Origin of the sequence: Frigoribacterium sp. NBH87 (assembly GCF_014217665.1) — a bacterium.
GTDB lineage: Bacteria > Actinomycetota > Actinomycetes > Actinomycetales > Microbacteriaceae > Frigoribacterium > Frigoribacterium endophyticum.
This window is the reverse complement of record NZ_CP043650.1, coordinates 710,868-734,571: the sequence shown is the minus strand read 5'-3', so window position 1 is coordinate 734,571 and position 23,704 is coordinate 710,868. Positions and strand designations below refer to the sequence as shown.

The 23,704-nt window shown below is 72.5% G+C and carries 26 protein-coding genes; 25 read left to right on the top strand and 1 reads right to left on the bottom strand.

What is annotated here, in order from left to right:
* Nucleotides 1-217: 217 nt before the first annotated feature.
* From F1C15_RS03400 to F1C15_RS03375, 6 genes are all read left to right on the top strand, one after another.
* A complete protein-coding gene (locus F1C15_RS03400) occupies nt 218-598 on the top strand; it encodes a hypothetical protein (RefSeq protein WP_185232952.1) in 381 nt (126 codons plus the stop codon).
* Between the two features lie 63 nt (nt 599-661).
* Nucleotides 662-1,747 carry a histidinol-phosphate transaminase gene (locus tag F1C15_RS03395; protein WP_056056203.1) on the top strand — a complete coding sequence of 362 codons (1,086 nt, stop codon included), beginning with the start codon at nt 662-664 and terminating at the stop codon, nt 1,745-1,747.
* Nucleotides 1,744-2,358: an imidazoleglycerol-phosphate dehydratase HisB gene (gene hisB / locus F1C15_RS03390; protein WP_185232950.1), complete on the top strand. Its 615-nt coding sequence runs from the start codon at nt 1,744-1,746 to the stop codon at nt 2,356-2,358. Before F1C15_RS03395 ends, hisB begins: the two co-directional genes overlap by 4 nt.
* Nucleotides 2,355-2,990 carry an imidazole glycerol phosphate synthase subunit HisH gene (gene hisH / locus F1C15_RS03385; RefSeq protein WP_056056200.1) on the top strand — a complete coding sequence of 212 codons (636 nt, stop codon included), beginning with the start codon at nt 2,355-2,357 and terminating at the stop codon, nt 2,988-2,990. The genes hisB and hisH overlap by 4 nt, the downstream gene beginning before the upstream one ends.
* A gap of 130 nt (nt 2,991-3,120) precedes the next feature.
* On the top strand, nt 3,121-3,867 hold the full coding sequence (gene priA, locus F1C15_RS03380; protein ID WP_056056198.1) for a bifunctional 1-(5-phosphoribosyl)-5-((5-phosphoribosylamino)methylideneamino)imidazole-4-carboxamide isomerase/phosphoribosylanthranilate isomerase PriA: 747 nt from the start codon (nt 3,121-3,123) through the stop codon (nt 3,865-3,867).
* A gap of 62 nt (nt 3,868-3,929) precedes the next feature.
* Complete coding sequence (locus F1C15_RS03375) at nt 3,930-4,706, top strand: SseB family protein (RefSeq protein WP_185232948.1); 777 nt, start codon at nt 3,930-3,932, stop codon at nt 4,704-4,706.
* Here F1C15_RS03375 and F1C15_RS03370 read toward each other — a convergent pair.
* Nucleotides 4,703-5,119, bottom strand: coding sequence for a DUF1844 domain-containing protein (locus F1C15_RS03370; RefSeq protein WP_370543615.1), 417 nt, complete (start codon nt 5,117-5,119; stop codon nt 4,703-4,705). The two genes, F1C15_RS03375 and F1C15_RS03370, sit on opposite strands and share 4 nt — an antisense overlap.
* A gap of 283 nt (nt 5,120-5,402) precedes the next feature.
* On the opposite strand from F1C15_RS03370, the gene infC reads away from it, so the two are divergent.
* The 19 genes from infC (at nt 5,403) to F1C15_RS03280 (ending at nt 23,703) form a co-directional block, all read left to right on the top strand.
* Nucleotides 5,403-6,029, top strand: a complete 627-nt coding sequence (gene infC, locus F1C15_RS03365) for a translation initiation factor IF-3 (RefSeq protein WP_156370197.1) — start codon at nt 5,403-5,405, stop codon at nt 6,027-6,029.
* A gap of 2 nt (nt 6,030-6,031) precedes the next feature.
* Complete coding sequence (rpmI, locus tag F1C15_RS03360) at nt 6,032-6,226, top strand: 50S ribosomal protein L35 (protein WP_056056193.1); 195 nt, start codon at nt 6,032-6,034, stop codon at nt 6,224-6,226.
* 30 nt (nt 6,227-6,256) lie between these two features.
* The gene (gene rplT, locus F1C15_RS03355) at nt 6,257-6,643 is read left to right on the top strand and encodes a 50S ribosomal protein L20 (protein ID WP_056056191.1); all 387 of its coding nucleotides are present in this window, start codon (nt 6,257-6,259) and stop codon (nt 6,641-6,643) included.
* A 122-nt stretch (nt 6,644-6,765) separates the two neighbouring features.
* Complete coding sequence (locus F1C15_RS03350) at nt 6,766-7,590, top strand: RNA methyltransferase (RefSeq protein ID WP_056056188.1); 825 nt, start codon at nt 6,766-6,768, stop codon at nt 7,588-7,590.
* Nucleotides 7,591-7,671: 81 nt separating this feature from the next.
* Complete coding sequence (locus F1C15_RS03345; RefSeq protein WP_167259532.1) at nt 7,672-8,409, top strand: amino acid ABC transporter ATP-binding protein; 738 nt, start codon at nt 7,672-7,674, stop codon at nt 8,407-8,409.
* 137 nt (nt 8,410-8,546) lie between these two features.
* On the top strand, nt 8,547-9,419 hold the full coding sequence (locus F1C15_RS03340; RefSeq protein ID WP_167259531.1) for a glutamate ABC transporter substrate-binding protein: 873 nt from the start codon (nt 8,547-8,549) through the stop codon (nt 9,417-9,419).
* Nucleotides 9,420-9,540: 121 nt separating this feature from the next.
* A complete protein-coding gene (locus tag F1C15_RS03335; protein ID WP_167261200.1) occupies nt 9,541-10,209 on the top strand; it encodes an amino acid ABC transporter permease in 669 nt (222 codons plus the stop codon).
* The gene (locus F1C15_RS03330) at nt 10,206-11,138 is read left to right on the top strand and encodes an amino acid ABC transporter permease (protein ID WP_185232946.1); all 933 of its coding nucleotides are present in this window, start codon (nt 10,206-10,208) and stop codon (nt 11,136-11,138) included. The genes F1C15_RS03335 and F1C15_RS03330 overlap by 4 nt, the downstream gene beginning before the upstream one ends.
* A gap of 103 nt (nt 11,139-11,241) precedes the next feature.
* The gene (gene pheS, locus F1C15_RS03325) at nt 11,242-12,282 is read left to right on the top strand and encodes a phenylalanine--tRNA ligase subunit alpha (RefSeq protein ID WP_056056184.1); all 1,041 of its coding nucleotides are present in this window, start codon (nt 11,242-11,244) and stop codon (nt 12,280-12,282) included.
* On the top strand, nt 12,282-14,789 hold the full coding sequence (gene pheT, locus F1C15_RS03320) for a phenylalanine--tRNA ligase subunit beta (RefSeq protein ID WP_185232944.1): 2,508 nt from the start codon (nt 12,282-12,284) through the stop codon (nt 14,787-14,789). Before pheS ends, pheT begins: the two co-directional genes overlap by 1 nt.
* Before the next feature lie 58 nt (nt 14,790-14,847).
* Nucleotides 14,848-15,897 (top strand): N-acetyl-gamma-glutamyl-phosphate reductase, encoded by a 1,050-nt coding sequence (gene argC, locus F1C15_RS03315; RefSeq protein ID WP_185232942.1) that lies wholly within the window; start codon nt 14,848-14,850, stop codon nt 15,895-15,897.
* Nucleotides 15,894-17,051 (top strand): bifunctional glutamate N-acetyltransferase/amino-acid acetyltransferase ArgJ, encoded by a 1,158-nt coding sequence (gene argJ, locus F1C15_RS03310; protein ID WP_185232940.1) that lies wholly within the window; start codon nt 15,894-15,896, stop codon nt 17,049-17,051. The genes argC and argJ overlap by 4 nt, the downstream gene beginning before the upstream one ends.
* Nucleotides 17,051-18,064: an acetylglutamate kinase gene (argB, locus tag F1C15_RS03305; RefSeq protein ID WP_185232938.1), complete on the top strand. Its 1,014-nt coding sequence runs from the start codon at nt 17,051-17,053 to the stop codon at nt 18,062-18,064. Before argJ ends, argB begins: the two co-directional genes overlap by 1 nt.
* A complete protein-coding gene (locus F1C15_RS03300) occupies nt 18,061-19,263 on the top strand; it encodes an acetylornithine transaminase (protein ID WP_167259525.1) in 1,203 nt (400 codons plus the stop codon). The genes argB and F1C15_RS03300 overlap by 4 nt, the downstream gene beginning before the upstream one ends.
* A complete protein-coding gene (gene argF / locus F1C15_RS03295) occupies nt 19,260-20,180 on the top strand; it encodes an ornithine carbamoyltransferase (RefSeq protein WP_167259524.1) in 921 nt (306 codons plus the stop codon). Before F1C15_RS03300 ends, argF begins: the two co-directional genes overlap by 4 nt.
* Before the next feature lie 109 nt (nt 20,181-20,289).
* Complete coding sequence (locus F1C15_RS03290; RefSeq protein ID WP_056056171.1) at nt 20,290-21,489, top strand: argininosuccinate synthase; 1,200 nt, start codon at nt 20,290-20,292, stop codon at nt 21,487-21,489.
* Nucleotides 21,489-22,940 (top strand): argininosuccinate lyase, encoded by a 1,452-nt coding sequence (gene argH / locus F1C15_RS03285; RefSeq protein ID WP_185232936.1) that lies wholly within the window; start codon nt 21,489-21,491, stop codon nt 22,938-22,940. The genes F1C15_RS03290 and argH overlap by 1 nt, the downstream gene beginning before the upstream one ends.
* Nucleotides 22,937-23,059, top strand: a complete 123-nt coding sequence (locus F1C15_RS16100) for a hypothetical protein (RefSeq protein ID WP_255465466.1) — start codon at nt 22,937-22,939, stop codon at nt 23,057-23,059. The genes argH and F1C15_RS16100 overlap by 4 nt, the downstream gene beginning before the upstream one ends.
* A 44-nt stretch (nt 23,060-23,103) precedes the next feature.
* The gene (locus F1C15_RS03280; RefSeq protein ID WP_185232934.1) at nt 23,104-23,703 is read left to right on the top strand and encodes a DNA-3-methyladenine glycosylase; all 600 of its coding nucleotides are present in this window, start codon (nt 23,104-23,106) and stop codon (nt 23,701-23,703) included.
* Nucleotide 23,704 lies beyond the last annotated feature (1 nt).

The window sequence follows — 23,704 nt, the reverse complement described above, 5'->3', positions numbered from 1 at the left end:
TGACTCCCACCATCGATCGAAACCGTATCCGATGACGACGCCCCAGCCACACACCTGTTCGAGTGTGTCGCAGATCCGGAGGGCATCGGAGGGGGATGAGGGGTTGAATCGACCACGGATCGAATGTATGTTCGGAACACGTCTTCGTGTCCGGCATTCCCGGCCGAGTGCCGGGCACGAATTCGCAGTCTTCTCTCGCGGTGAAAGGACCCACCCCATGAGCGCCATCATCAGCAGCATCAGCATCGCCCCCAGCATCGACGGCACCCCCGCCGCCACCCCCGTCCGCACCCGTCTCCGCATCACGCGCCGCGGGCGTCGCGTCGTGGCCGCCACCGTCGCGCTGGGCGTGGCGGGCATCGTCGGCGGCGTCCTGCTCGCCGGCCCCGGGGCGCAGGCCTCGGACAGCTCGGCCGCCGTGGCGTTCGAGCACGTCACGGTCGAGGGCGGCGAGACGCTCTGGCAGGTCGCCCACGAGATCGCCCCCACGAAAGACCCGCGCGACGTCGTCAGCGACATCGTCCGGCTGAACGCCCTCGGCAGCGCCGAGGTCAGCGCGGGGCAGACCCTCGCCGTCCCGACGAAGTACTCCGACTGACCCGTCGGCAGCGGCCGTCGTCCCGGTGACGGTCGGGGCGCGCCTCGCGCCTACCATGGAGGGGTGTCCTTCAGTCTCGACGACCTGCCCCTCCGCGACGACCTCCGCGGCCTGACCCCGTACGGCGCCCCCCAGAAGAAGGTGCCCGTCGCCCTCAACGTCAACGAGAACACGCATCCCGTGCCCGCCGACGTGGCCCGCGACATCGTCGCGTCGATCGCCGAGGCGCTGCACGAGGTCAACCGCTACCCCGACCGTGAGTTCACGGCCCTGCGCGAGGCGCTGGCGGCCTATCTCGGGCACGGCGTCACGCCTGAGCAGATCTGGGCGGCGAACGGCTCGAACGAGGTCATCCAGCAGCTGCTCCAGGCGTTCGGCGGCCCCGGTCGTTCCGTCCTCGGGTTCCCGCCCACGTACTCGATGCACTCGATCATCACCGTCGGCACCGGCAGCACCTGGGTCGAGGGTCGCCGCGACGAGGGCTTCGGCATCTCGCCCGAGACCGCCGTCGCCGAGATCGAGCGCGTCCGCCCCGACATCGTCTTCTTCTGCGGCCCCAACAACCCCACCGGCACGCCCCTCGACCTCGCCACGGTCGAGGCGGCCTACGACGCGACCGACGGCATCGTCTTCGTCGACGAGGCCTACGCCGAGTTCATGCCGCCCGGGCAGCCGACGGCGTTGACCCTCCTCGAGGGGCGTCCGCGCCTCGTCGTCTCGCGCACGATGAGCAAGGCCTTCGCCTTCGCCGGGGCCCGCGTCGGGTACCTGGCCGCGCACCCGGCCGTGGCCGACGCGCTCCGTCTCGTCCGCCTCCCGTACCACCTCTCCTCGTTGACGCAGGCCGCCGCCGTCGCGGCCCTCCGTCACGCCGACGAGATGCTCGCCATGGTCGACGACATCCGGGGCCAGCGCGACCGCATCGTGCGCGAGCTGGCCGCGATGGGCTACGAGCCGTGGCCGACCTGGTCGAACTTCGTCCTGTTCGGCGGCGTCGACGACCCCTCCGACGTCTTCGAGCGGCTCCTCGAGCGCGGCATCATCGTGCGCGACCTGGGCATCCCCGGCCACCTCCGCGTGAGCGCCGGCACCGAGGCCGAGACCACCGCGTTCCTCGACGCCCTCCGCGACATTAGGCTCTCCTCGTGACCGATCAGCGCGCCTCCCGCACCGCCTCCCTGACCCGATCGACGAGCGAGTCGAGCGTCGCCCTCTCGCTCGACCTCGACGGCACGGGGCGGTCGACCATCTCGTCGTCGGTGCCGTTCTTCGACCACATGCTCACCGCGCTCTCGAAGCACTCGCTGATCGACCTCGACGTGACCGCCACCGGTGACACGCACATCGACGCGCACCACACGGTGGAGGACATCGGCATCACGTTCGGCACCGCGCTGCGCGAGGCCCTCGGCGACAAGTCGGGCATCTCGCGCTACGGCGACGCGCTCGTGCCGCTCGACGAGGCCCTCGTCCAGGCGGTCGTCGACGTCTCGGGTCGCCCCTACCTCGTCCACACCGGCGAACCCGCGGGCTTCGAGCACCACCTCATCGGCGGGCACTTCACCGGTTCGCTCGTGCGGCACGTCTTCGAGGCCATCACCGTGCACGCCGGCATCACCGTGCACGTCCGCGTGCTGGGCGGGCGCGACCCGCACCACATCGCCGAGGCCGAGTTCAAGGCCTTCGCACGGGCGCTCCGCCAGGCCGTCGAGCCCGACCCCCGGGTCTCGGGCGTGCCCTCGACGAAGGGCTCGCTGTGACGGCGCGGCCGACCGTCGCCGTGCTCGACTACGGCAGCGGCAACGTGCACTCGGCCGTCAAGGCGCTCGAGCTCGCGGGCGCCGACGTCGAGCTGACCCGCGACCGCGGTCGCGTGCAGTCGGCCGACGGCCTCTTCGTGCCCGGCGTCGGGGCCTTCGGGGCCGTCATGAGCCAGCTCGAGTCGGTGGGCGGCGGCGAGCTGATCGACCGACGCCTCGCCGGCGGTCGCCCCGTGATGGGCATCTGCGTCGGCATGCAGGTCTTCTTCGAGGGCGGCGTCGAGCGCGGCACGACCACGGGCGGGCTCGGCGAGTGGCCGGGCGTCGTCGACGAGCTCAAGGCCGACGTGCTCCCGCACATGGGGTGGAACACCGTCGACGCCCCCGAGGGCAGCGTCCTCTTCGACGGGGTCCGCGACGAGCGCTTCTACTTCGTGCACTCGTTCGCCGCGCAGGAGTGGACGCTCGACGTGATCCGCCCGTTCCCCGAGCCGCACGTCACGTGGGCCGACCACGGCGGACGGTTCGTCGCGGCCGTCGAGAACGGCCCGCTCTGGGCGACCCAGTTCCACCCCGAGAAGTCGGGGCAGCCCGGCATCCGCCTCCTGTCGAACTGGCTCGGCACCCTCTGACCCGGCGCGACGGCCGGCCGGGCCCGACCGCCCGGCCGGCCGCCGCCTCCATCCCGACCCCGCCCCGAGAGGCGCGTCGTCCCGACGCGACGGGGGCACGATCCCGCGGCCACGCCGCGAGGGAGACAGCATGAGCGAGTTCTGCACCACCCCCGGCCTGACCCTCTTCCCGGCCGTCGACGTCGCCGGTGGCCAGGCCGTCCGCCTGACCCAGGGCGAGGCCGGCACCGAGACCGGCTACGGCGACCCGGTGGCCGCGGCGGACGACTGGAAGGAGCAGGGCGCCGAGTGGCTGCACCTCGTCGACCTCGACGCGGCGTTCGGGCGCGGCGACAACCGGTCGATCATCAAGAAGGTCATCCGCCAGGTGAAGGGCATCAACGTCGAGCTCAGCGGCGGCATCCGTGACGACCGCTCGCTCGACGACGCGCTGAGCACCGGCGTCAAGCGCATCAACCTCGGCACCGCGGCTCTCGAGAACCCCGAGTGGGCCGCGCACGTCATCGCGGAGTACGGCGAGGCCGTCGCCGTGGGCCTCGACGTGCGCGGCACGACGCTGGCCGCGCGGGGCTGGACGCAGGAGGGCGGCGACCTCTGGACCGTCCTCGCCCGCCTCGAGGACGCCGGCTGTGCGCGCTACGTCGTCACCGACGTCACGAAGGACGGCACGCTCCAGGGCCCGAACGTCGAGCTGCTGAAGCAGGTGACGGAGCGCACGGAGAAGCCCGTCATCGCGAGCGGCGGCATCTCGAGCCTCGACGACATCGCGGCCCTCCGCGAGCTCGTGCCCCGGGGGGTCGAGGGCGCCATCGTCGGCAAGGCCCTCTACTCGGGCGCGTTCACGCTCGGCGCCGCACTCGACGTCGCCTCGGCGTGACGTCGGAGGGTCCTGGCCACGGCGCGGCGCACGCGGGGCGCAACGACCACGACGGGCGTCCCGTGCCCCCGGTCGACAGCGCCGGCCGCCCGTGGGCGGGCCGCACCTTCCAGCACCACGACACGGCCTACGCGGGTGACGACGGCTCGGCCGACCCGCGCCTCCTCGAGGCCCTGACGCGGTTCCACGCGGGGGAGGCCGACGAGGTGGCGGTGGTGGACGCCCTCCGCCCCGCCCGGCTGCTGATCCCGCTCGTCGCGGTCGCCGGCGAGGAAGGGCTGAACGAGCACGGCGTCGTCGTCGACAAGACGCAGGAGCTCTCGATCGTCACGGTCGCGGGCCCCGACGGCCGCGACGTGCTGCCGGCGTTCACGTCGGTGGACACGCTGCGGGCCTGGGACGCGAGGGCGCGCCCCGTTCCCGCCGACGCCCGGCGCATCGCCCTGGCGGCGGCGGCCGAGTCCACCGACCGGCTCGTGCTCGACCCCGGCTCGGCGACGGAGTTCGGCCTGCGGCGGCCGGCCCTGTGGGCCGTCGCGCAGGACGAGCGCTGGCTGCCCAGCCACCAGGACCCGGACGTGCTCCGGGCGTTCCTGGCGGCGTCGACCTCCGAGGAGGCGCTGGTCACGCTGGCGGTCGCGCCCGGCTACCGGTCGGCGCGGCTCGGCCCGCCCGAGCTCGTCGTGCAGCTCGGTGTCCGGCCGGGTCTCGACCAGGAGCAGCTCAGCGCCGTGCTCGGCCGCCTGCAGGCCGCCTGGTCGGCCGACCCCGTCATCGCGGAGCGGGTCGACGGCATGGCCGTGAAGGTCGTCGCCGCCGGCGGGCCGCCCCGGCCCTAGTTGACCGGGCCGGTGAGCTTCTCGCCGGGGCCGGCGCCCACCGCGTCGGGGATGGCGCTCGCCTCGCGGAAGGCGAGCTGCAGCGACCGGAGCCCGTCCCGGAGGGCCCGGGCGTGCTGGTCGCCGATCTCGGGCGCGCTGGCCGTGACGAGCCCCGCGAGCGAGGTGATCAGCTTGCGGGCCTCGTCGAGGTCGGTCTGCGCCTGGGGGTCGTCGGCCAGGCCGACCTTGACGGCGGCGGCGCTCATCAGGTGGACGGCGACGGTGTTGATGACCTCGACGGCGTTGACCTCGGCGATGTCGCGCACGGCGTCGTCGGCGCCGCCCGTCGCCGACGGGGCGGTGTCGTCGGCGAAGCGGTGGGTGTGCGCGTCGTCGGAGGCGGCGGCGGTGTCTCGGGGGGAGTGGCTCACGAACTGATCCTCTGCTAAAGTCGTCAAGGCTCGGAGCGTCTGCTCCGTGCGAAAGTGGAGATTCTCCCACCCGCGCTCGACCGTTACACGAGGTTACCGGGTTGTTGGCACCCCGTCGGTGTCCGTCCGATGCTCACCTGCCCCGCAGGTGGCTCAGGTCGGAGACAGGCAGCCAGGGTGCAGTGGTCCTGTCGCGCCGTGAGGCGTGTGGGCCACGAACCTCCTCTTTCCCCGCCGTGTCACCGACGCGGTGGTGTCGGAAGCATCAACAGAGGAGTTCCGCATCAGCGATCCCCGTACGAACGACCGCATCCGCGTCCCGGAGGTCCGCCTCGTCGGCCCCGCCGGAGAACAGATCGGTGTCGTCCCCATCGCCATGGCCCTGCGGCTCGCCGCCGAGGCCGAGCTCGACCTCGTCGAGGTGGCCCCCAACTCGAAGCCTCCCGTGGCCAAGATCATGGATCACGGGAAGTTCAAGTACGAGGCTGCGCAGAAGGCGAAGGAGGCGCGTCGCAACCAGGCGAACACGATCCTCAAAGAGGTCCGTTTCCGCCTGAAGATCGACAAGCACGACTACGAGACCAAGCGCAAGCGCGCCGAGGGCTTCCTCCAGGGCGGCGACAAGGTCAAGGCCATGATCCTGTTCCGGGGTCGCGAGCAGTCGCGTCCCGACCAGGGCGTCCGCCTCCTGCAGCGCTTCGCGGAGGACGTCGCCGAGCTCGGCAGCGTCGAGTCGACGCCCACCATCGACGGCCGCAACATGGTGATGGTGATCGGTCCGCACAAGAACAAGTCCGAGGCCAAGGCCGAGGCGGAGGCCCGCAAGGTCGCCGCCAAGGGCCCGAAGCACCCGACGTCCGACGAGGCGCCGGCCGACGCACCGGCCGCGCCCACAGAAGAGAGCAAGTAGAGATGCCCAAGCAGAAGACCCACTCCGGCGCCAAGAAGCGCTTCAAGGTCACCGGTTCCGGCAAGATCATGAAGCAGCAGGCCGGCATGCGCCACAACCTCGAGGTGAAGAGCGCCAAGCGCAAGGCTCGCCTGAACAAGGACCAGGTGCTCGCCCCCGCCGACGCCAAGGTCGCCAAGAAGCTTCTCGGTCACTGACCGCTGACACGAACGTAGAGGAACAAGAAAATGGCAAGAGTCAAGAGAGCGGTCAACGCCGCCAAGAAGCGTCGCGTCGTCCTCGAACGCGCCGAGGGCTACCGCGGTCAGCGTTCGCGCCTGTACCGCAAGGCCAAGGAGCAGGTCACCCACTCGCTCGTCTACTCGTACCGTGACCGTCGTGCTCGCAAGGGCGAGTTCCGTCGCCTGTGGATCCAGCGCATCAACGCCGCGTCGCGCGCGAACGGCCTGACCTACAACCGCCTCATCCAGGGCCTCGCCCTGGCCGGCATCGAGGTCGACCGCCGCATCCTCGCCGAGCTGGCCGTCAACGAGCCCGCCACCTTCGCGTCGATCGTCGCCACGGCCAAGGCCGCGCTGCCCGCCGACACGTCGGCCCCCAAGGCCGCCGCCTGATCCACCGCGTCACCTGCACCGCCCGAGAGGCCCCGACAGCACCGCTGTCGGGGCCTCTCCCGCGTCCGCGGCGCGACGGCGCCGCCGCCGTCACCGGCCGGGTCGTGTGGCACAGTGGTGGCGTGCGCAGCCCCCTCCTCGACAACCCCCGTTCGCCCCGAGTCCGAGCGGTGGCGAAGCTCGCCAAGCGCGACGCCCGCACCGACACCGGCCTCTTCCTGCTCGAGGGCCCCCAGGCGGTCTCCGAAGCCCTGGCGTGGCGACCCGAGCTGCTCGTGGAGCTGTTCGTCACGCCCACCGCGCTCGAGCGTCACCCCGCCCTGGGCGAGGCCGCGGAGGCGGCGGGCCTGGAGGCGGAGTTCGTCACGGAGGCCGTCCTCGACGTCATGGCCGACACCGTGACGCCGCAGGGCGTCGTCGCGGTGTGCAAGCAGTTCCCGGTCAGCGTCAAGGACGTCTTCGCCGACACGGGGGAGGGCGGGCCCCGTCTGATCGCCATCCTCGAGGAGGTGCGCGACCCGGGCAACGCCGGCACGATCATCCGGGCCGCCGACTCGGCGGGCGCCGACGCCGTCGTGATGACGGGCCGCAGCGTCGACCTCTACAACCCCAAGGTCGTCCGGGCGACGACCGGGTCGCTCTTCCACGTGCCCGTGGCGCTGGGCGGCGATCTCGCGTCCGTCGTCGCGCGCTGCGCCGAGGCCGGCGTCCAGGTGCTCGCCGCCGACGTCAAGGGCGACGACCTGCTCGAGGCCCGGCAGGAGGGCCTGCTCGGCGCCCCGACCGCCTGGCTCTTCGGCAACGAGGCCCGGGGCCTCACCGACGCCGACCTCGCCCTCGCCGACCGGGCCGTGGTCGTGCCCATCTACGGGCAGGCGGAGTCCATGAACCTCAGCACCGCCGCCTCCGTCTGCCTGTACGAGAGCGCCTTCGCCCAGCGCAGCTGAGCCGTCGTACGACGCATTTCGGTTCTGTTACGAATCCGCCGTGAATTTGACCCCCCTCCGGGTGTCTGTTTGTGTGGCTCCATGGATCCCCTCGTCGTGGTCGACCACGTCAACAAGCACTTCGGAGAGCTTCACGTCCTGAAGGACGTCACGACGACGGTGGGCCGCGGCGAGGTCGTCGTCGTCATCGGGCCGAGCGGCTCGGGCAAGTCGACGCTCTGCCGGGCGATCAACCGCCTCGAGACGATCGACGACGGCGTCATCAGCATCGACGGCACCCGGCTGCCCGAGGAGGGCGCCGCGCTGGCCAAGCTGCGGGCCGACGTGGGCATGGTGTTCCAGAGCTTCAACCTGTTCGCGCACAAGACCGTCGTCGAGAACGTCATGCTCGGCCAGGTCAAGGTCCGCCGTCGGTCGAAGGCCGAGGCGCGGAAGCGCGCGATGGAGCTCCTCGACCGTGTCGGCGTGGCCGACCAGGCCGAGAAGATGCCCTCGCAGCTCTCCGGCGGCCAGCAGCAGCGCGTGGCCATCGCCCGTGCCCTCGCCATGGACCCGAAGGTGATGCTGCTGGACGAACCGACGAGCGCCCTCGACCCCGAGATGATCACCGAGGTGCTCGACGTCATGGTGCAGCTCGCGGCCGACGGAATGACGATGATCGTCGTCACCCACGAGATGGGCTTCGCCCGCAAGGCTGCCGACCGCGTCGTGTTCATGGCCGAGGGCCAGATCGTCGAGGAGGCCACGCCGGAGGAGTTCTTCACCGCGCCGAAGTCCGAGCGCGCCCGCGACTTCCTCTCGAAGATCCTCACGCACTGACGGCCCGCTCGCGGTGCCGAGGCCCACGACGCCGACCGGCACCGCGACTCCGGCCCGCCCCCCGCACCGCGGGGGAGCACCCCCTCGAGACTTCCGGGCGACGACCGTCGACCGGGTCCCCCAGCAAGGAGAACAGAATGCGACTCAGCAAGGGAATCGTCACCGCTGCCGCAGCCGCCGCGATGGTGCTCGGCCTGACGGCCTGCACCGACTCGTCGGCCCCGGCCGTCGACGTCGAGACGCCCGCCGACTTCGCGGAGGGCAGCACGATGGCGAAGCTGGCCGACGCCGGCGAGATCACCATCGGCACGAAGTTCGACCAGCCCCTCTTCGGCCTCGCCGACCCCGACGGCGTGCCCCAGGGCTTCGACGCGGAGATGGGCAAGCTCATCGCCGCGAAGCTCGGCATCCAGCCCGAGAAGATCAACTGGGTCGAGACGGTCTCCGCGAACCGCGAGCCGTTCATCCAGAACGGCCAGGTCGACCTCGTCATCGCGACCTACACGATCAACGACGCCCGCAAGGAGGTCGTCTCGTTCGCCGGGCCGTACTACCAGGCCGGCCAGGACCTCCTCGTGCTCGAGGGCAACCCCGAGGGCATCAGCTCGGTCGACGACCTCATGGGCAAGAAGGTCTGCACCGTGAGCGGCTCGACCAGCGAGAAGAACATCGCCCCCTACGTAGCGGCCGCGACCGACGTCATCGCGACCGACACCTACTCGAACTGCCTCGAGCCGCTGCGCTCGGGCGCGGTCGCCGCCGTGACCACCGACAACGTCATCCTGGCCGGCCTCGCCGACCAGAACGAGGGCGAGTTCGAGGTCGTCAACGAGCCCTTCACCGAGGAGCCCTACGGCATCGGCCTCGCGCTCGACGACACCGACTTCCGCGAGTTCGTCAACGACACGCTCCAGGACGCCGAGGACGACGGCACCTGGGACGAGCTGTGGGAGAAGACGGCCGGCAAGGTCCTGCCCACGCCGACCCCGCCGTCGATCGACCGCTACTGACGGCCCGGCGGGCACCGCGACGCTCGTCGCCCGCGGTGCCCGCCCGCGCCTCCCCGGCGCCCCTGCACGACCGCTCGACCCGCGCGGTCGCCCCTGACCTGGAGACACCCCCGTGAACCCCTTGGACGTCATCCCCGGCTTCGACGCCGTGACCGACAACTGGCCCCGCTTCTGGGGCGGCTTCGTCACGACGCTGCAGCTGCTCGTGCTCTCCGGGGTGGGGGCGCTGGTGATCGGCTTCGTCGTCGCCGCCATGCGCATCTCCCCGGTCTCGTCGTTCCGCGTCTTCGCGACGGCGTACACCGAGGCGCTGCGGAACACGCCTCTCACGCTGGTGCTCTTCTTCTGCGCGTTCGTGCTGCCGTACCTCGGCGTCGACTTCGGCACGTACTTCCCGCTCGCCGTCATCGGCCTCACGGCCTACACCTCGCCGTTCGTGGCCGAGGCGATCCGCTCCGGCGTCAACGGCGTCCCGGTCGGGCAGGCGGAGGCGGCCCGCAGCATCGGCCTGGGGTTCGGCCAGACGCTGGGGCACGTCATCCTGCCGCAGGCGGTCCGCATGGTGCTGCCGCCGCTGATCAACGTCTTCATCGCCCTCACGAAGAACACCTCCGTCGCCGGGGCCTTCTTCGTCAGCGAGCTCTTCGCCGCCGGCCGCTACATCGCCAACGACCGCGGTGACGCCGTCGTCACCGTGCTGCTGGCCGTCGCCGTGTTCTACCTCGTCATCACCGTCACGCTCGGCCGCGTCGCCGCCGTCGTCGAGCAGAAGGTCGCAGTCCTCCGATGAGCACCACCGTCCTCTACGACGCGCCCGGCCCGAAGGCCCGCCGCACCTCGCGCATCATCTCCGTCGTCGGCGTGGTGCTCGTGCTCGCACTCGTCGCGTGGCTCGCGTACCTGCTCGGCCGCCCTCGCGTCAGCGCGAACGGGGCGGTCACGCCCGGTGTGCTCGACCCCTCGCGGTGGGACATCCTCTCCGACCTGGCCCTCTGGCGGGCGATCGGCCGCGGCTGGCTCGCCACGATCCAGGCGGCGGCGGTCGCCTCGGTGCTCGCGGTGATCGTGGGCGTGGTGTTCTCGTTCCTCCGCACCGCCCGGTCGGCGGTCGTGCGCGTGCCGACGACGGTCGTGCTCGAGTTCTTCCGCGGCATGCCCGTGCTGCTGATGATGCTGTTCATCCTGCTGGTCTTCTCGACCGGCGCCTTCTGGGCCGTGGTGGCGGCACTGGCCGTCTACAACGGCGCCCTCATCGGCGAGGCCCTCCGGGCCGGCATCGCGTCGCTGCCGAAGGGCCAGAAGGAGGCGGGCCTCGCCCTGGGCCTGACGCCCACCGCCACGAGGTTCCTGATCGAGTTCCCGCAGGCGTTCCGCCAGATGCTGCCGATCATCCTGGCCCAGCTCGTCGTGCTGCTGAAGGACACCTCGCTCGGCTACATCGTCGGGTACGTCGAGCTGACCCGTGGGGGCCTCACCCGTCTCGGCACCTACTACGGCAGCACCTACACGTTCACGCTCTTCGCGGTGGTGCTCGTGGTGTACCTGGCCACGAACCTCCTGTTCTCGTGGGTCGTCCGCATCGTGGACCGCCGCACGGGCCGCGACGGCGTGCTCCGCCGCGCCGGTCGGGCCGGCAGGGGCGGCGGGCTCGGGGGGCCGGGCATCCTGGCCCGACCCGGGCGCGTCGAGACGGACGCCACCACCGGGGCCTCCGTCTGACCCGCTCGCCCGCCCCTCCCCAGCCCGTCGACCCGCGCCTCCTCGCCCCCACGGCACGAGGAGGCGCGATGCGGCTCCCCGACGATCGCTAAGCTTGGTTCTCGTGTCAGACACCGTCCCCATCTCCGAAGACGCCGTCGCGTCCGCGGTCGACGCGGCGCTCGCCGCCGTCGCCACCGCCGCGTCGGTCGCCGAGCTGAAGACCGCTCGCTCCCAGCACGTGGGCGAGGCCTCCGTGCTGGCGCGCATGAACGCCGGTCTGCGTGACCTGCCCGCCGACCAGAGGGCGGCCGCCGGCAAGCTCGTCGGCGGAGCGCGCGGCCGCGTGGCCCAGGCCGTCGCCGCCCGCGAGGCCGGCCTCGCCGAGGAGGAGGAGGCCCGGCGCCTCGCCGACGAGTCCGTCGACGTCACGGCCCTGCCGACCCGCCGTCGGGCCGGCGCCCGTCACCCGCTCGCCCTGCTGCAGGAGCAGATGGTCGACCTCTTCGTCGGCATGGGCTGGGAGGTCAGCGAGGGCCCCGAGCTCGAGCACGAGTGGTTCAACTTCGACGCCCTGGCCTTCGACGCCGACCACCCCGCGCGGGCCATGCAAGACACCTTCTTCGTCGACCCGGTCGACGAGCACCTCGTGCTGCGCACGCACACCTCGCCGGTGCAGATCCGCACGCTGCTCTCGAAGCAGCTGCCGGTCTACAACGTCGCGACCGGGCGGGTCTTCCGCACCGACGAGCTCGACGCGACCCACACGCCCGTCTTCACGCAGATCGAGGGCATCGCGATCGACCGCGGGCTCACGATGGCGCACCTGCGGGGCACCCTCGAGCACCTCGCACGCTCGATGTTCGGCGCGGAGGCGCAGATCCGCCTGCGCCCCAACTATTTCCCCTTCACCGAGCCCAGCGCCGAGATGGACGTCTGGCAGCCGCACGCCAAGGGCGGCGCGCGGTGGGTCGAGTGGGGCGGCTGCGGCATGGTCAACCCGAACGTGCTGCGGGCCGCGGGCATCGACCCGGACGACTACCAGGGCTTCGCGTTCGGCATGGGCATCGAGCGCACCCTCCAGTTCCGCAACGACCTCAACGACATGCGCGACATGGTCGAGGGCGACGTCAGGTTCAGCGAGCAGTTCGGGATGGTGGTCTGATGCGGGTTCCGCTGAGCTGGCTCGGTGAGCACGTCGAGCTGCCGAGCGACGTCACGCTCGAGAGCGTCCACGCGGCGCTCGTCTCCGTCGGCTTCGAGGAGGAGGCCGTCCACGTCGGCGACGTCACCGGCCCCCTCGTCGTCGGCCAGGTGCTCGAGGTCACGCCCGAGCCCCAGAAGAACGGCAAGACCATCAACTGGTGCCGTGTCGCGGTCGGCCCCGACCACGCGACGGACGACGACGACGTGCGCGGCATCGTCTGCGGCGCCCACAACTTCGTGGTCGGCGACAAGGTCGTCGTGTCGCTGCCCGGGGCCGTCCTGCCCGGGCCCTTCCCGATCGCCGCCCGCAAGACCTACGGCCACGTGTCCGACGGCATGATCGCCTCGAGCCGCGAGCTCGGGCTCGGCGACGAGCACGACGGCATCCTGCTGCTCAGCTCGCTGGGTCTCGACCCGGTCGTCGGCACCGACGCGATCCCCCTCCTCGGGCTCGACGACGCGGCGGTCGAGATCAACGTGACGCCTGACCGCGGCTACGCGTTCAGCATCCGGGGCGTGGCCCGCGAGTACTCGCACGCCACCGGCGCCACCTTCACCGACCCCGCGACGACCGTGTCGCCCGTCGAGGCGAGCGGCTTCAGCGTCTCCGTCGTCGACGAGGCGCCGGTGCGCGACCGCGCCGCGGTCGCCACCTTCGTCACCCGCGTCGTGCGCGGCGTCGACGCCGCGCGCCCGACGCCGACCTGGATGTCGTCCCGGCTGCGGCTGGCCGGCGTCCGGTCGATCTCGCTGCTGGTCGACGTCACGAACTACGTCATGCTCGAGCTCGGCCAGCCGATCCACGGCTACGACCTCTCCGCGGTCACCGGCGGCCTGACCGTCCGCCGCGCGGCCCCGGGCGAGACGCTCGAGACCCTCGACGGCCAGGTGCGCACGCTGCACCGTGAAGACCTGGTGATCGCCGACGAGGCGGGGCCCGTCGGCCTCGCCGGCGTCATGGGCGGGGCGCGCACCGAGATGGGCGCCTCGACGACCGACGTCCTCGTCGAGGCCGCGACCTTCGACCCGGTGTCGATCGCCCGCACGGCCCGCCGCCACAAGCTGCCCAGCGAGGCGTCCCGTCGCTTCGAGCGCGGGGTCGACCCGGCGGTCTCCGCCCCGGCGGCCCAGCGCGTCGTCGACCTCCTCGTCGAGCTCGCGGGCGGCACCGCCGACGAGCTGGGCTCCGCCCTCGACGAGTCCGTCGCGCCCGCCGCGGTCGAGCTCGCCGTCGACCGGCCGGCCCGCCTGATGGGCGTCGACTACGACCGCGCCGAGGTGGTCGACTCCCTGACGGCCGTCGGCGCCTCGGTGGTCGACCACGGCGACGTGCTCGTCGTGACCCCGCCCACGTGGCGTCCCGACCTCGTCGACCCGGCGTCGCTCGTCGAGGAGGTCGCGCGCATCACCGGCTACGACCGCATCCCGTCGGTGCTGCCCGTCGCGCCTCCCGGCCGCGGGCTCACCCGTGAGCAGCGGCTGCGCCGGCAGGTCTCCTCCTCCCTGGCCGCGGCCGGGCTGGTGGAGGTCGCCGCCTACCCGTTCGTCACCCCGGCGCAGAACTCCGCGTTCGGGTCCGCCGACGGGCAGGCCGTGCCCGCCGTGACGTTGGCGAACCCCCTCGACACCGCGGCGCCCCAGCTGCGGCGCTCGCTGCTGCCGGGCCTGCTCGACGTGGCGCGCCGCAACGCGTCGCGCGGCCTCGTCGACCTCGCGCTCTTCGAGACCGGCACCGTCTTCTTGCCCGAGGCCGGGGTCCGCTACGGCACGGCCGAGGTGCCGGCCGGTGCGGCGCGTCCGACCGACGACGTGCTGGCCGAGCTGGCCGCGAGCCTGCCTCCCCAGCCGCGGCACCTCGGCGTCCTCGCGCTCGGCGCGGCCGTGGACCGTCAGCCCGGCCAGGCCGCCGTCGCGGCCTCCCTCGCCGACGTCCTCGACGCGCTCCGGGTCGCCGTCCGCGCCGCGGGCGTCGAGCTGACCGTGCGGCAGGGCAGCCACCCGTCGCTCCACCCCGGCCGCACCGCCGAGCTCCTCGTCGGCGACGAGCGGGTCGGCGTGGCGGGCGAGCTCCTGCCCACGGTCGCCGCCGAGCTCGACCTCCCGCGCGTCGTCGCGGTCGGCGAGGTCGACCTCGACCGCGTGCTCGCCCTGGGCGTCGACGTCGCGCCGCGTCCGATCTCGGCCTACCCTGCGGCCACGCAGGACGTCTCGCTCGTCGTCGACCTCGACGTCTCCGCCGGCGACCTGCTCGCGGCCGTCCGCGAGGGGGCGGGCTCGCTCCTGGAGTCGGCGCGCCTCGTCGACGACTACCGCGGCGCCGGGCTCCCCGACGGCACCAAGTCGCTGACCTTCGCCCTGCGCTTCCGCGCCGACGACCGCACCCTGACGGCGGCCGAGGCCACCGAGGCCAAGCAGGGCGCCGTCCGGCTCGCGTCCGAGCGATCGGGGGCGGCGCTCCGCGACTGACACTCGCCCGGCGTCGCCGCCCTCGATCCTCGACCGACTCGAACAGTAGGGTTCATCCATGCCACACACCGTTGCCGTCGCCGGAGCGAGCGGCTACGCCGGGGGCGAGCTGCTGAGGCTCCTCGCCGCCCACCCCGAGTTCGAGGTGACCACCGTCACCGCGAACCAGAACGCCGGGCAGCCCCTCATCGCCCTCCAGCCGCAGCTGCGCTCCCTCGCGCACCTCACGCTCGTCGAGACGACCCCCGAGGCCCTCGCGGGCCACGACGTCGTCTTCACGGCCCTCCCGCACGGCAAGTCCGGCGCGCTCACCGCCCAGCTGCCCGACGACGTCCTCGTCGTCGACTGCGGCGCCGACCACCGCCTCACCGACGAGGCGGCGTGGGAGCGCTTCTACGGCTCTGAGTTCTACGGCGCCTGGGCCTACGGCCTGCCCGAGCTCCTCCTCGCCGAGACCGGCGGCCGTCAGCGCGACCGTCTCGACGGTGCCCGCCGCATCGCCGCGCCGGGCTGCAACGTCACCGCCGTGACCCTGGCCCTGGCGCCCGCGGTCCGGGCCGGCCTCGTCGACGCGACCGACCTGGTGTCGGTGCTCGCCGTCGGCCCGTCGGGGGCCGGCAAGGCCCTGGCGCCCCACCTGCTGGCCAGCGAGCTGATGGGCTCGGCCTCGGCGTACGGGGTCGGCGGCACGCACCGCCACGTCCCCGAGATCCAGCAGAACCTCGTGGTGGCGGGCGCCGAGCGCGTCAGCATCTCGTTCACGCCGGTGCTCGTGCCGATGTCGCGCGGCATCCTCGCGACGTCGACGGCCACGCTGTCGCCCGGCGTCTCCGAGCACGACGTGCGCACGGCCTACGAGCAGGCCTACGCGGCCGAGCCGTTCGTGCACGTGCTGCCGGCCGGGCAGTTCCCGCGCACCGCCGACACCGTCGGCGCCAACACCGCCCTGATCGGGCTGGCCGTCGACGCCGACGCCGACCGCCTCGTGGTGGTCAGCGCCATCGACAACCTCGCCAAGGGCACCGCCGGAGCTGCCGTCCAGTCCGCCAACATCGCTCTCGGCATCCCCGAGACGACCGGCCTCACCGTGAACGGAGTGGCACCGTGAGCGTCACCGCAGCCCAGGGATTCGTCGCGTCCGGCGTCGTCGCGCACCTCAAGAGCACCGGAGCGCCCGACGTGGCGCTCGTCGTCAACAGGGGCCGCCGCAAGTCGGCGGCCGCCGTGTTCACCAGCAACCGCGCCAAGGCGAACCCCGTCCTCTGGTCGCAGCAGGTCATGGCCGACGGCCTGGCGGAGGCGGTCGTCCTGAACTCGGGAGGCGCCAACTGCTTCACCGGGTCGTTCGGCTTCCAGACGACCCACGCCACCGCCGAGGCCGTGGCCGAGGCCCTCGAGGTCTCCGCGACCGACGTCGTCGTCTGCTCCACGGGCCTGATCGGCGTCGGAGACCAGGTCTTCCGTGACAAGGTCCTGTCCGGCTCCCGTGACGCGGCGGCCGCCCTGCACGCCGACGGCGGCCTCGAGGCGGCGACCGCCATCATGACGACCGACACGGTGCCCAAGCAGGCCGTCGTCCGGGGCGACGGCTGGGTCGTCGGCGGCATGGCCAAGGGAGCGGGCATGCTCGCGCCGGGCCTGGCGACGATGCTCGTCGTGCTGACGACTGACGCCGACCTGGAGGCCGACCGGCTCGACGCAGCCCTCCGCGCCGCCACCCGCGTGACCTTCGACCGGCTCGACTCCGACGGCTGCATGTCGACCAACGACACGGTCGTCCTCCTCGCCAGCGGCGAGTCGGGAGCGACTCCCGGCGACGACGAGTTCACCGCCGCCGTGACGGCTCTCTGCGCCGACCTCGCCGAGCAGCTCCAGGCCGACGCCGAGGGCGCCTCGCACGACATCCGCATCGAGGTGATCGGCGCGCTCGACGACGACGACGCGGTCGAGGTCGGTCGGTCGATCGCCCGCAACGCCCTGTTCAAGGCCGCCGTCTTCGGCAACGACCCCAACTGGGGCCGTGTGCTCGCCGCCATCGGCACCACGAGCGCCGAGTTCGACCCCTACGCCGTCGACGTCAGCATGAACGGCGTGCGCGTCTGCCACGCCGGCGCGCCCGACCAGCCGAGCGACGGCGTCGACCTGACCCCGCGCGCGGTCCACGTGCTCGTCGACCTGCAGGTCGGCGACGCCGAGGCGACGATCCTGACGAACGACCTCACGCACGACTACGTGCACGAGAACAGCGCGTACTCCAGCTGATGGCCTCCACCGCGATCGTCCTCGGCGACGAACAGGAGCTCGCCGCCGTCAAGGCGGCCACGCTGATCGAGTCGCTCCCGTGGCTCAAGCGCTTCAGCGGCAAGGTCGTCGTCGTCAAGTTCGGCGGCAACGCCATGGTCGACGACGCGCTCAAGCGCGCCTTCGCGGAAGACATGGTGTACCTCCGCTACGCCGGCCTCCACCCCGTCGTGGTGCACGGCGGCGGCCCGCAGATCTCCGCGGCCCTGCAGGCCGCCGGCATCCCGAGCGACTTCCGCGGGGGCTACCGCTACACGAGCACCGAGGCGATCTCGGTCGTCCGCGACGTGCTCGCCGGCGAGGTCAACCGAGAGATCGTCGACCTGATCAACGAGCACGGCGACCTCGCGCGCGGGGTCTCGGGCGAGGGGTCCACGCTCTTCGAGGGCCGACGCCGTGGGGTCGTCGTCGACGGCGAGACCTTCGACCTCGGCCACGTGGGCGACGTCACCGACGTCGACCCGTCGTCGGTCCTCGCCGAGATCGCCGCCGGTCGCATCCCGGTGGTGTCGTCGATCGCCACGAACGAGGCCGACCCCGCGCTCGCCCTCAACGTGAACGCCGACGCGGCCGCGGGGGCCCTGGCCATCGCCCTCCGCGCGACGAAGCTCGTCGTGCTCACCGACGTCGCCGGCCTCTACAGCGACTGGCCCGACCGGGAGTCCCTGGTCGAGGCGATCACCGTCTCGGCGCTCCGCGACATGCTGCCGACGCTCGAGTCGGGCATGATCCCCAAGATGACGGCCTGCCTCGACTCCGTCGTGGGCGGCGTCGGGGGAGCGACCATCATCGACGGCCGCATCCCCCACTCGATCCTCCTCGAGGTCTTCACCCAGCGCGGGTCGGGCACCGAGGTCGTCCCCGACGACCGGGCCGCCGACCACGGCGCGATCGTCGTCACCAGCTACCCCGTCGTCGACGAGGACGCCGTCGCGTCCGTCGACGCCGGCACCGAGAAGGAAGGACAGTCATGACCATCATCCAGACCCCGGGCGGTACCTGGCAGCGCCGCTTCGGCGACGCGCTCATGGGCTCCCTGTCCACCCCGAAGGTGATGCTCGAGCGCGGCGAGGGCTGCCAGGTCTGGGACGTCGAGGGCAAGCGCTACCTCGACTTCCTCGCCGGCATCGCCGTCAACGCCCTGGGCCACGCCCACCCCGCGCTGGTCTCGGCGATCGCCGACCAGGCGGCCAAGCTCGTGCACGTGTCGAACTACTTCGCCACCGAGCCCCAGCTCGCCCTCGCCGAGCGCCTCAAGCGGATCACGGGCGCCGGAGAGCGTGGCCGCGTGTACTTCGGCAACAGCGGCGCCGAGGCGAACGAGGCGGCCTTCAAGCTCGCTCGGCTGAACGGCGACGGGGGCCGCCGCACCCGCATCCTCGCGCTCACCAACTCGTTCCACGGCCGCACCATGGGCTCCCTGGCGCTCACCGGCAAGCCCGCGCTGCGCGAGCCCTTCCTGCCCATGGCCCCCGGCGTCGAGCACATCGACACGTCGATCGAGGCCCTGGAGGACGCCATGGGCGACGACGTGGCCGCGATCTTCGTCGAGCCGATCAAGGGCGAGGCCGGCGTGCTCGACCTGCCCCACGGCTACCTCGAGCTCGCCCGCGAGCTGGCGACCGAGCACGGCGCCCTGCTCATCCTCGACGAGATCCAGACGGGCGTCGGCCGGACGGGGTCGTGGTTCACCTTCCAGCAGTTCGACGTCGTGCCCGACGCCGTCACGGTCGCCAAGGGGATCGCCGGGGGAGTGCCCATCGGCGCGCTCGTCACGTTCGGCGACGCGTCCGACCTGTTCGAGGCGGGCCAGCACGGCAGCACGTTCGGCGGCAACCCGCTGGCGACCGCCGCGGCCGACGCCGTCCTCGCCGAGATCGAGAGGTCGGGGCTCGTGCTCAACGCCCTCGTGCGCGGCGACCAGCTGCGCGCGGCGATCGAGGCGATGGACTCCCCGCTGGTCGACGAGATCCGCGGCCGCGGGCTGCTCATCGGCCTGGGCCTCACCCAGCCCGTCGCCGCCGAGATCGCGGCGCGGTGCCTCGAGGCCGGGCTCATCGTCAACGCCCCGAACGACTCGAGCATCCGTCTCGCCCCGCCGCTGATCGTCGGCGACGCCGAGATCGACGAGTTCACCACCATCTTCGGCACCGTCCTGAAAGGTCTCTCATGACCCGCCACTTCCTCCGCGACGACGACCTCAGCCCCGCCGAGCAGCTCGAGGTCCTCGACCTCGCCGACGCCCTGAAGCGCGACCGCTGGTCGCAGCGGCCCCTCGAGGGGCCGCAGACCGTGGCGGTCATCTTCGACAAGTCGTCGACGCGCACGCGGGTCTCGTTCGCGGTCGGCATCGCCGACCTCGGCGGCAGCCCCCTGATCATCGCCACGGCGAACAGCCAGCTCGGCGGCAAGGAGACCCCCTCCGACACCGCGCGCGTGCTCGAGCGGATGGTGTCGGCCATCGTCTGGCGCACCTACGGCCAGGCCGGCCTGGAGGAGATGGCGGCGGGCACGACGGTCCCGGTCGTCAACGCCCTGAGCGACGACTTCCACCCGTGCCAGCTCCTCGCCGACCTGCAGACCATCCGTGAGGCCAAGGGCCGTCTGGCCGGCCTCACCGTCGCCTTCGTCGGCGACGGGCGGAGCAACATGGGCCAGTCGTACCTGCTGGCCGGCGCCACCGCGGGCATGACCGTGCGCGTCGGCGCGCCCGAGGGCTTCCAGCCCGAGGCCGCCGTCGTGGCCGACGCCGAGGCGATCGCCGCGACCACGGGAGGCGCGGTGCAGGTCACGACCGACGCCCGCGAGGCCGTGGCGGGGGCCGACGTGGTGGTCACCGACACGTGGGTCTCGATGGGCAAGGAAGACGAGAAGGAAGAGCGCGTGGCCGTCTTCGGCGGCTTCAAGGTCGACCAGGCGCTGATGGCGCACGCGGCCGACGACGCGATCTTCCTGCACTGCCTGCCCGCCGACCGCGGCTACGAGGTCGACGCCGACGTCATCGACGGCCCGACCAGCGTCATCTGGGACGAGGCGGAGAACCGCGTCCACGCCCAGAAGGCCCTGCTCACCTGGCTCCTCGCGCACTGACGCCGGAGCACCTCCCGCACCACCGGGTCACCTGACCCACCGGCTGACCGGGCCCCCGCCCGGTCGGCCGCCGATACACTCTCACCCCACATCACACCCAAGGAGAACCATGGCGGATCGCGTCGTCCTCGCATACTCGGGAGGCCTTGACACCTCCGTCGGCATCGGCTGGCTCGCCGACGCGACCGGCAAGGAGGTCGTCGCTCTCGCCGTCGACGTCGGGCAGGGCGGGGAGGACATGGACGACATCCGTCAGCGTGCCCTCGACTGCGGCGCCGTCGAGTCGGTCGTCGTCGACGCCAAGGAGGAGTTCGGCACCGACTACCTGATGCCGGCCCTCAAGGCCAACGCGATGTACCAGAAGACCTACCCCCTGGTGTCGGCCCTCAGCCGCCCCCTGATCGCGCGCCACCTGGCCCGTGTCGCCAAGGAGCTCGGCGCCGACAGCGTCGCGCACGGCTGCACCGGCAAGGGCAACGACCAGGTCCGCTTCGAGGCCGCCGTCGCGGCTCTCGCCCCCGACCTGACCAGCATCGCGCCCGTCCGCGACCTCGCCCTGACGCGCGACAAGGCCATCGTCTACGCCGAGCAGCACAGCCTGCCGATCCGCCAGAGCGCGGCCAACCCCTACTCGATCGACAAGAACGTCTGGGGCCGTGCGGTCGAGACGGGCTTCCTCGAGGACCCGTGGAACCCGCCGATCGAAGATCTGTACGAGTACACGCAGGATCCCTCGGTCATCAAGCCCGCCGACGAGGTCGTCATCACCTTCCAGGCCGGCGTGCCGGTCGCGATCGACGGCGTCTCGTACACCCCGCTCGGCATCGTGCAGAAGATGAACGAGCTGGCCGGGGCGCACGGCGTGGGCCGCATCGACGTCGTCGAGGACCGCCTCGTCGGCATCAAGAGCCGTGAGGTCTACGAGGCGCCCGGCGCCGTCGCCCTGATCCAGGCGCACGAGGCCCTCGAGGCCCTCACGATCGAGCGCGACCTGGGCCGCTACAAGCGCGGCGTCGAGGCCGAGTGGTCGAACCTGGTCTACGACGGCCTCTGGTTCTCGGGCCTCAAGCGGTCGCTCGACGTCTTCATCGACGACACGCAGAAGTACGTCTCCGGCGAGATCCGCCTCAAGCTGCAGGGCGGCCGCGCGGTCGTCACCGGGCAGAAGAGCGAGCAGAGCCTGTACGACTTCGACCTCGCCACCTACGACACCGGCGACACGTTCGACCAGTCGCTGTCGAAGGGCTTCATCGAGATCTGGTCGCTGCCGAGCAAGATCTCGGCGCGCCGCGACCTGGCCCAGCAGTAGTGGCCGACGCGACGCCGGCCCCGAACCAGAGGGCGGGGGAGGCGGGGGCACTGTGGGGAGGCCGGTTCGCCTCCGGTCCGTCCCCCGAGCTGACGGCGCTGAGCCGGTCGACGCACTTCGACTGGCAGCTGGCACCGTACGACATCGCCGGGTCCCGGGCGCACGCCCGGGCCCTGGCGGCGGCCGGGTACCTCGACGAGGCGGAGCTGACGAGCATGATCGAGGCCCTCGACCGCCTCGAGGACGACGTCGCGACCGGTGCCTTCGCGGCGCAGGAGACCGACGAGGACGTCCACTCGGCCCTGGAGCGCGGCCTCATCGGCATCGCCGGCGTCGAGCTCGGCGGAAAGCTGCGCGCCGGCCGCAGCCGGAACGACCAGATCGCCACGCTGGTGCGCCTGTACCTCCGTGACCACGGCGCGTCCGTGGCCCGTCTCGTGGTCGGGCTCGTCGACGCGATCGCCGCCCAGGCGGCGGCGCACCCGACGGCGGTCATGCCCGGTCGGACCCACCTCCAGCACGCCCAGCCCGTGCTCCTCGCCCACCACCTGCTGGCGCACGCGTGGCCCCTGGTGCGCGACCTCGAGCGCCTCCGCGACTGGTCGCGACGTGCGGCGGCCTCGCCCTACGGCGCGGGGGCCCTCGCGGGCAGCTCGCTCGGCCTCGACCCGCTGCTTGTGGCGACCGAGCTCGGCTTCGACCGCACGACGGAGAACTCGATCGATGCGACGGCGAGCCGCGACGTGGTCGCCGAGTTCGCCTTCGTCGCGGCCTCGATCGGCATCGACGTCTCCCGGCTCGCCGAGGAGGTCATCCTCTGGTCGACGCGCGAGTTCGGCTTCGTCAAGCTGCACGACGCCTTCTCCACCGGGTCGTCGATCATGCCGCAGAAGAAGAACCCCGACGTCGCCGAGCTGGCGCGCGGCAAGTCGGGTCGGCTGATCGGCAACCTCACGGGCCTGCTGGCGACGTTGAAGGGCCTGCCGCTCGCGTACAACCGCGACCTGCAGGAGGACAAGGAGCCGGTCTTCGACTCCGTCACCCAGCTCGAGGTCCTGCTGCCCGCCTTCACGGGCATGATCGCGACGCTCGAGTTCGACGTCGGGCGCATGGCCGAGCTCGCCCCGCAGGGCTTCTCCCTCGCGACGGACGTCGCGGAGTGGCTCGTGCGGCAGGGCGTCAGCTTCCGTGACGCCCACGAGATCAGCGGCGAGCTCGTCCGCTTCTGCGAGCAGTCGGGGCTCGACCTCGACCAGCCGACCGACGAGCAGTACGCCGCGGTCTCTCTGCACCTCACCCCGGAGATCCGCTCCGTCCTCACCGTGGAGGGCTCCGTCGCGAGCCGCCGCGGCGCCGGGGGCACGGCTCCCGAGCGGGTCGCGGAGCAGACGGCGGCCCTCACCGAGCAGGTCGCGCGCCTGGTGCGCGAGCTCGACCCGGTGTCGGCGTGACCCGAGGTCGTCCGACCGGGCCGCGGCCGTGGGTGCTCCCCACGGTCGTGGCCGTCTGCGTCGTCGTCCTCGTGGCCGTCGTCGTCATCGTCGTGGCGAGCGGGCAGAGCTTCTTCTGAGCGGGCAGCAGGGCCCCGGGGGAGGCGCGGGGCCGGGTGACGAGGTGACCCGCCTGCTCTCCGGGCCGGCCCGCGAGGTCGGCCCGCGACTCCTCGGTTCCGTCTTCCGGGTCGGCGACGTGGCCGTCCGCCTCACCGAGGTGGAGGCCTACCACGGGCAGGGCGACGACCCCGGGTCGCACGCCCACCGCGGGCCGACGGAGCGGAACGCGAGCATGTTCGCCGAGGCGGGCACGCTCTACGTGTACCTGTCGTACGGGATCCACCGGTGCGTCAACATCGTGTGCGGGCACGAGGGCTACTGGTCCGGGCTGCTGCTCCGTGCCGGGGAGGTCGTCGACGGCCTCGAGGTCGCCCGGGGCCGACGCGCGACGGCGCGGCGGGACGTCGAGCTCGCCCGGGGGCCGGGGAGGCTGGGTTCGGCCCTCGCGATCGAGCTGACGGACGACGGGTCGCGTCTGGGCTCCGGCCGGTTCTCGCTCGAGCTGCCGACCGGGCCCGTCGGACCGGTGGTCGCCGGGCCCCGGGTGGGAGTCTCCGGCCCGGCGGGCACGGACGCCTGGCCGTGGCGGTTCAGCCTCGAGGGCGACCCGACGGTGTCGGCCTGGCGGCCCGCGGTCCGGCGCGCCCGCCCTGCTCGCTGAC

Coding starts and splice junctions, on each gene's coding strand:
- F1C15_RS03400 (WP_185232952.1), top strand. CDS start 218: ATGAGCGCCATCATCAGCAGCATCAGCATCGCCCCCAGCATCGACGGC.
- priA (WP_056056198.1), top strand. CDS start 3,121: ATGAGCGAGTTCTGCACCACCCCCGGCCTGACCCTCTTCCCGGCCGTC.
- rpmI (WP_056056193.1), top strand. CDS start 6,032: ATGCCCAAGCAGAAGACCCACTCCGGCGCCAAGAAGCGCTTCAAGGTC.
- rplT (WP_056056191.1), top strand. CDS start 6,257: ATGGCAAGAGTCAAGAGAGCGGTCAACGCCGCCAAGAAGCGTCGCGTC.
- F1C15_RS03345 (WP_167259532.1), top strand. CDS start 7,672: ATGGATCCCCTCGTCGTGGTCGACCACGTCAACAAGCACTTCGGAGAG.
- F1C15_RS03340 (WP_167259531.1), top strand. CDS start 8,547: ATGCGACTCAGCAAGGGAATCGTCACCGCTGCCGCAGCCGCCGCGATG.
- F1C15_RS03330 (WP_185232946.1), top strand. CDS start 10,206: ATGAGCACCACCGTCCTCTACGACGCGCCCGGCCCGAAGGCCCGCCGC.
- pheT (WP_185232944.1), top strand. CDS start 12,282: ATGCGGGTTCCGCTGAGCTGGCTCGGTGAGCACGTCGAGCTGCCGAGC.
- argC (WP_185232942.1), top strand. CDS start 14,848: ATGCCACACACCGTTGCCGTCGCCGGAGCGAGCGGCTACGCCGGGGGC.
- argB (WP_185232938.1), top strand. CDS start 17,051: ATGGCCTCCACCGCGATCGTCCTCGGCGACGAACAGGAGCTCGCCGCC.
- F1C15_RS03300 (WP_167259525.1), top strand. CDS start 18,061: ATGACCATCATCCAGACCCCGGGCGGTACCTGGCAGCGCCGCTTCGGC.
- argF (WP_167259524.1), top strand. CDS start 19,260: ATGACCCGCCACTTCCTCCGCGACGACGACCTCAGCCCCGCCGAGCAG.
- F1C15_RS03290 (WP_056056171.1), top strand. CDS start 20,290: ATGGCGGATCGCGTCGTCCTCGCATACTCGGGAGGCCTTGACACCTCC.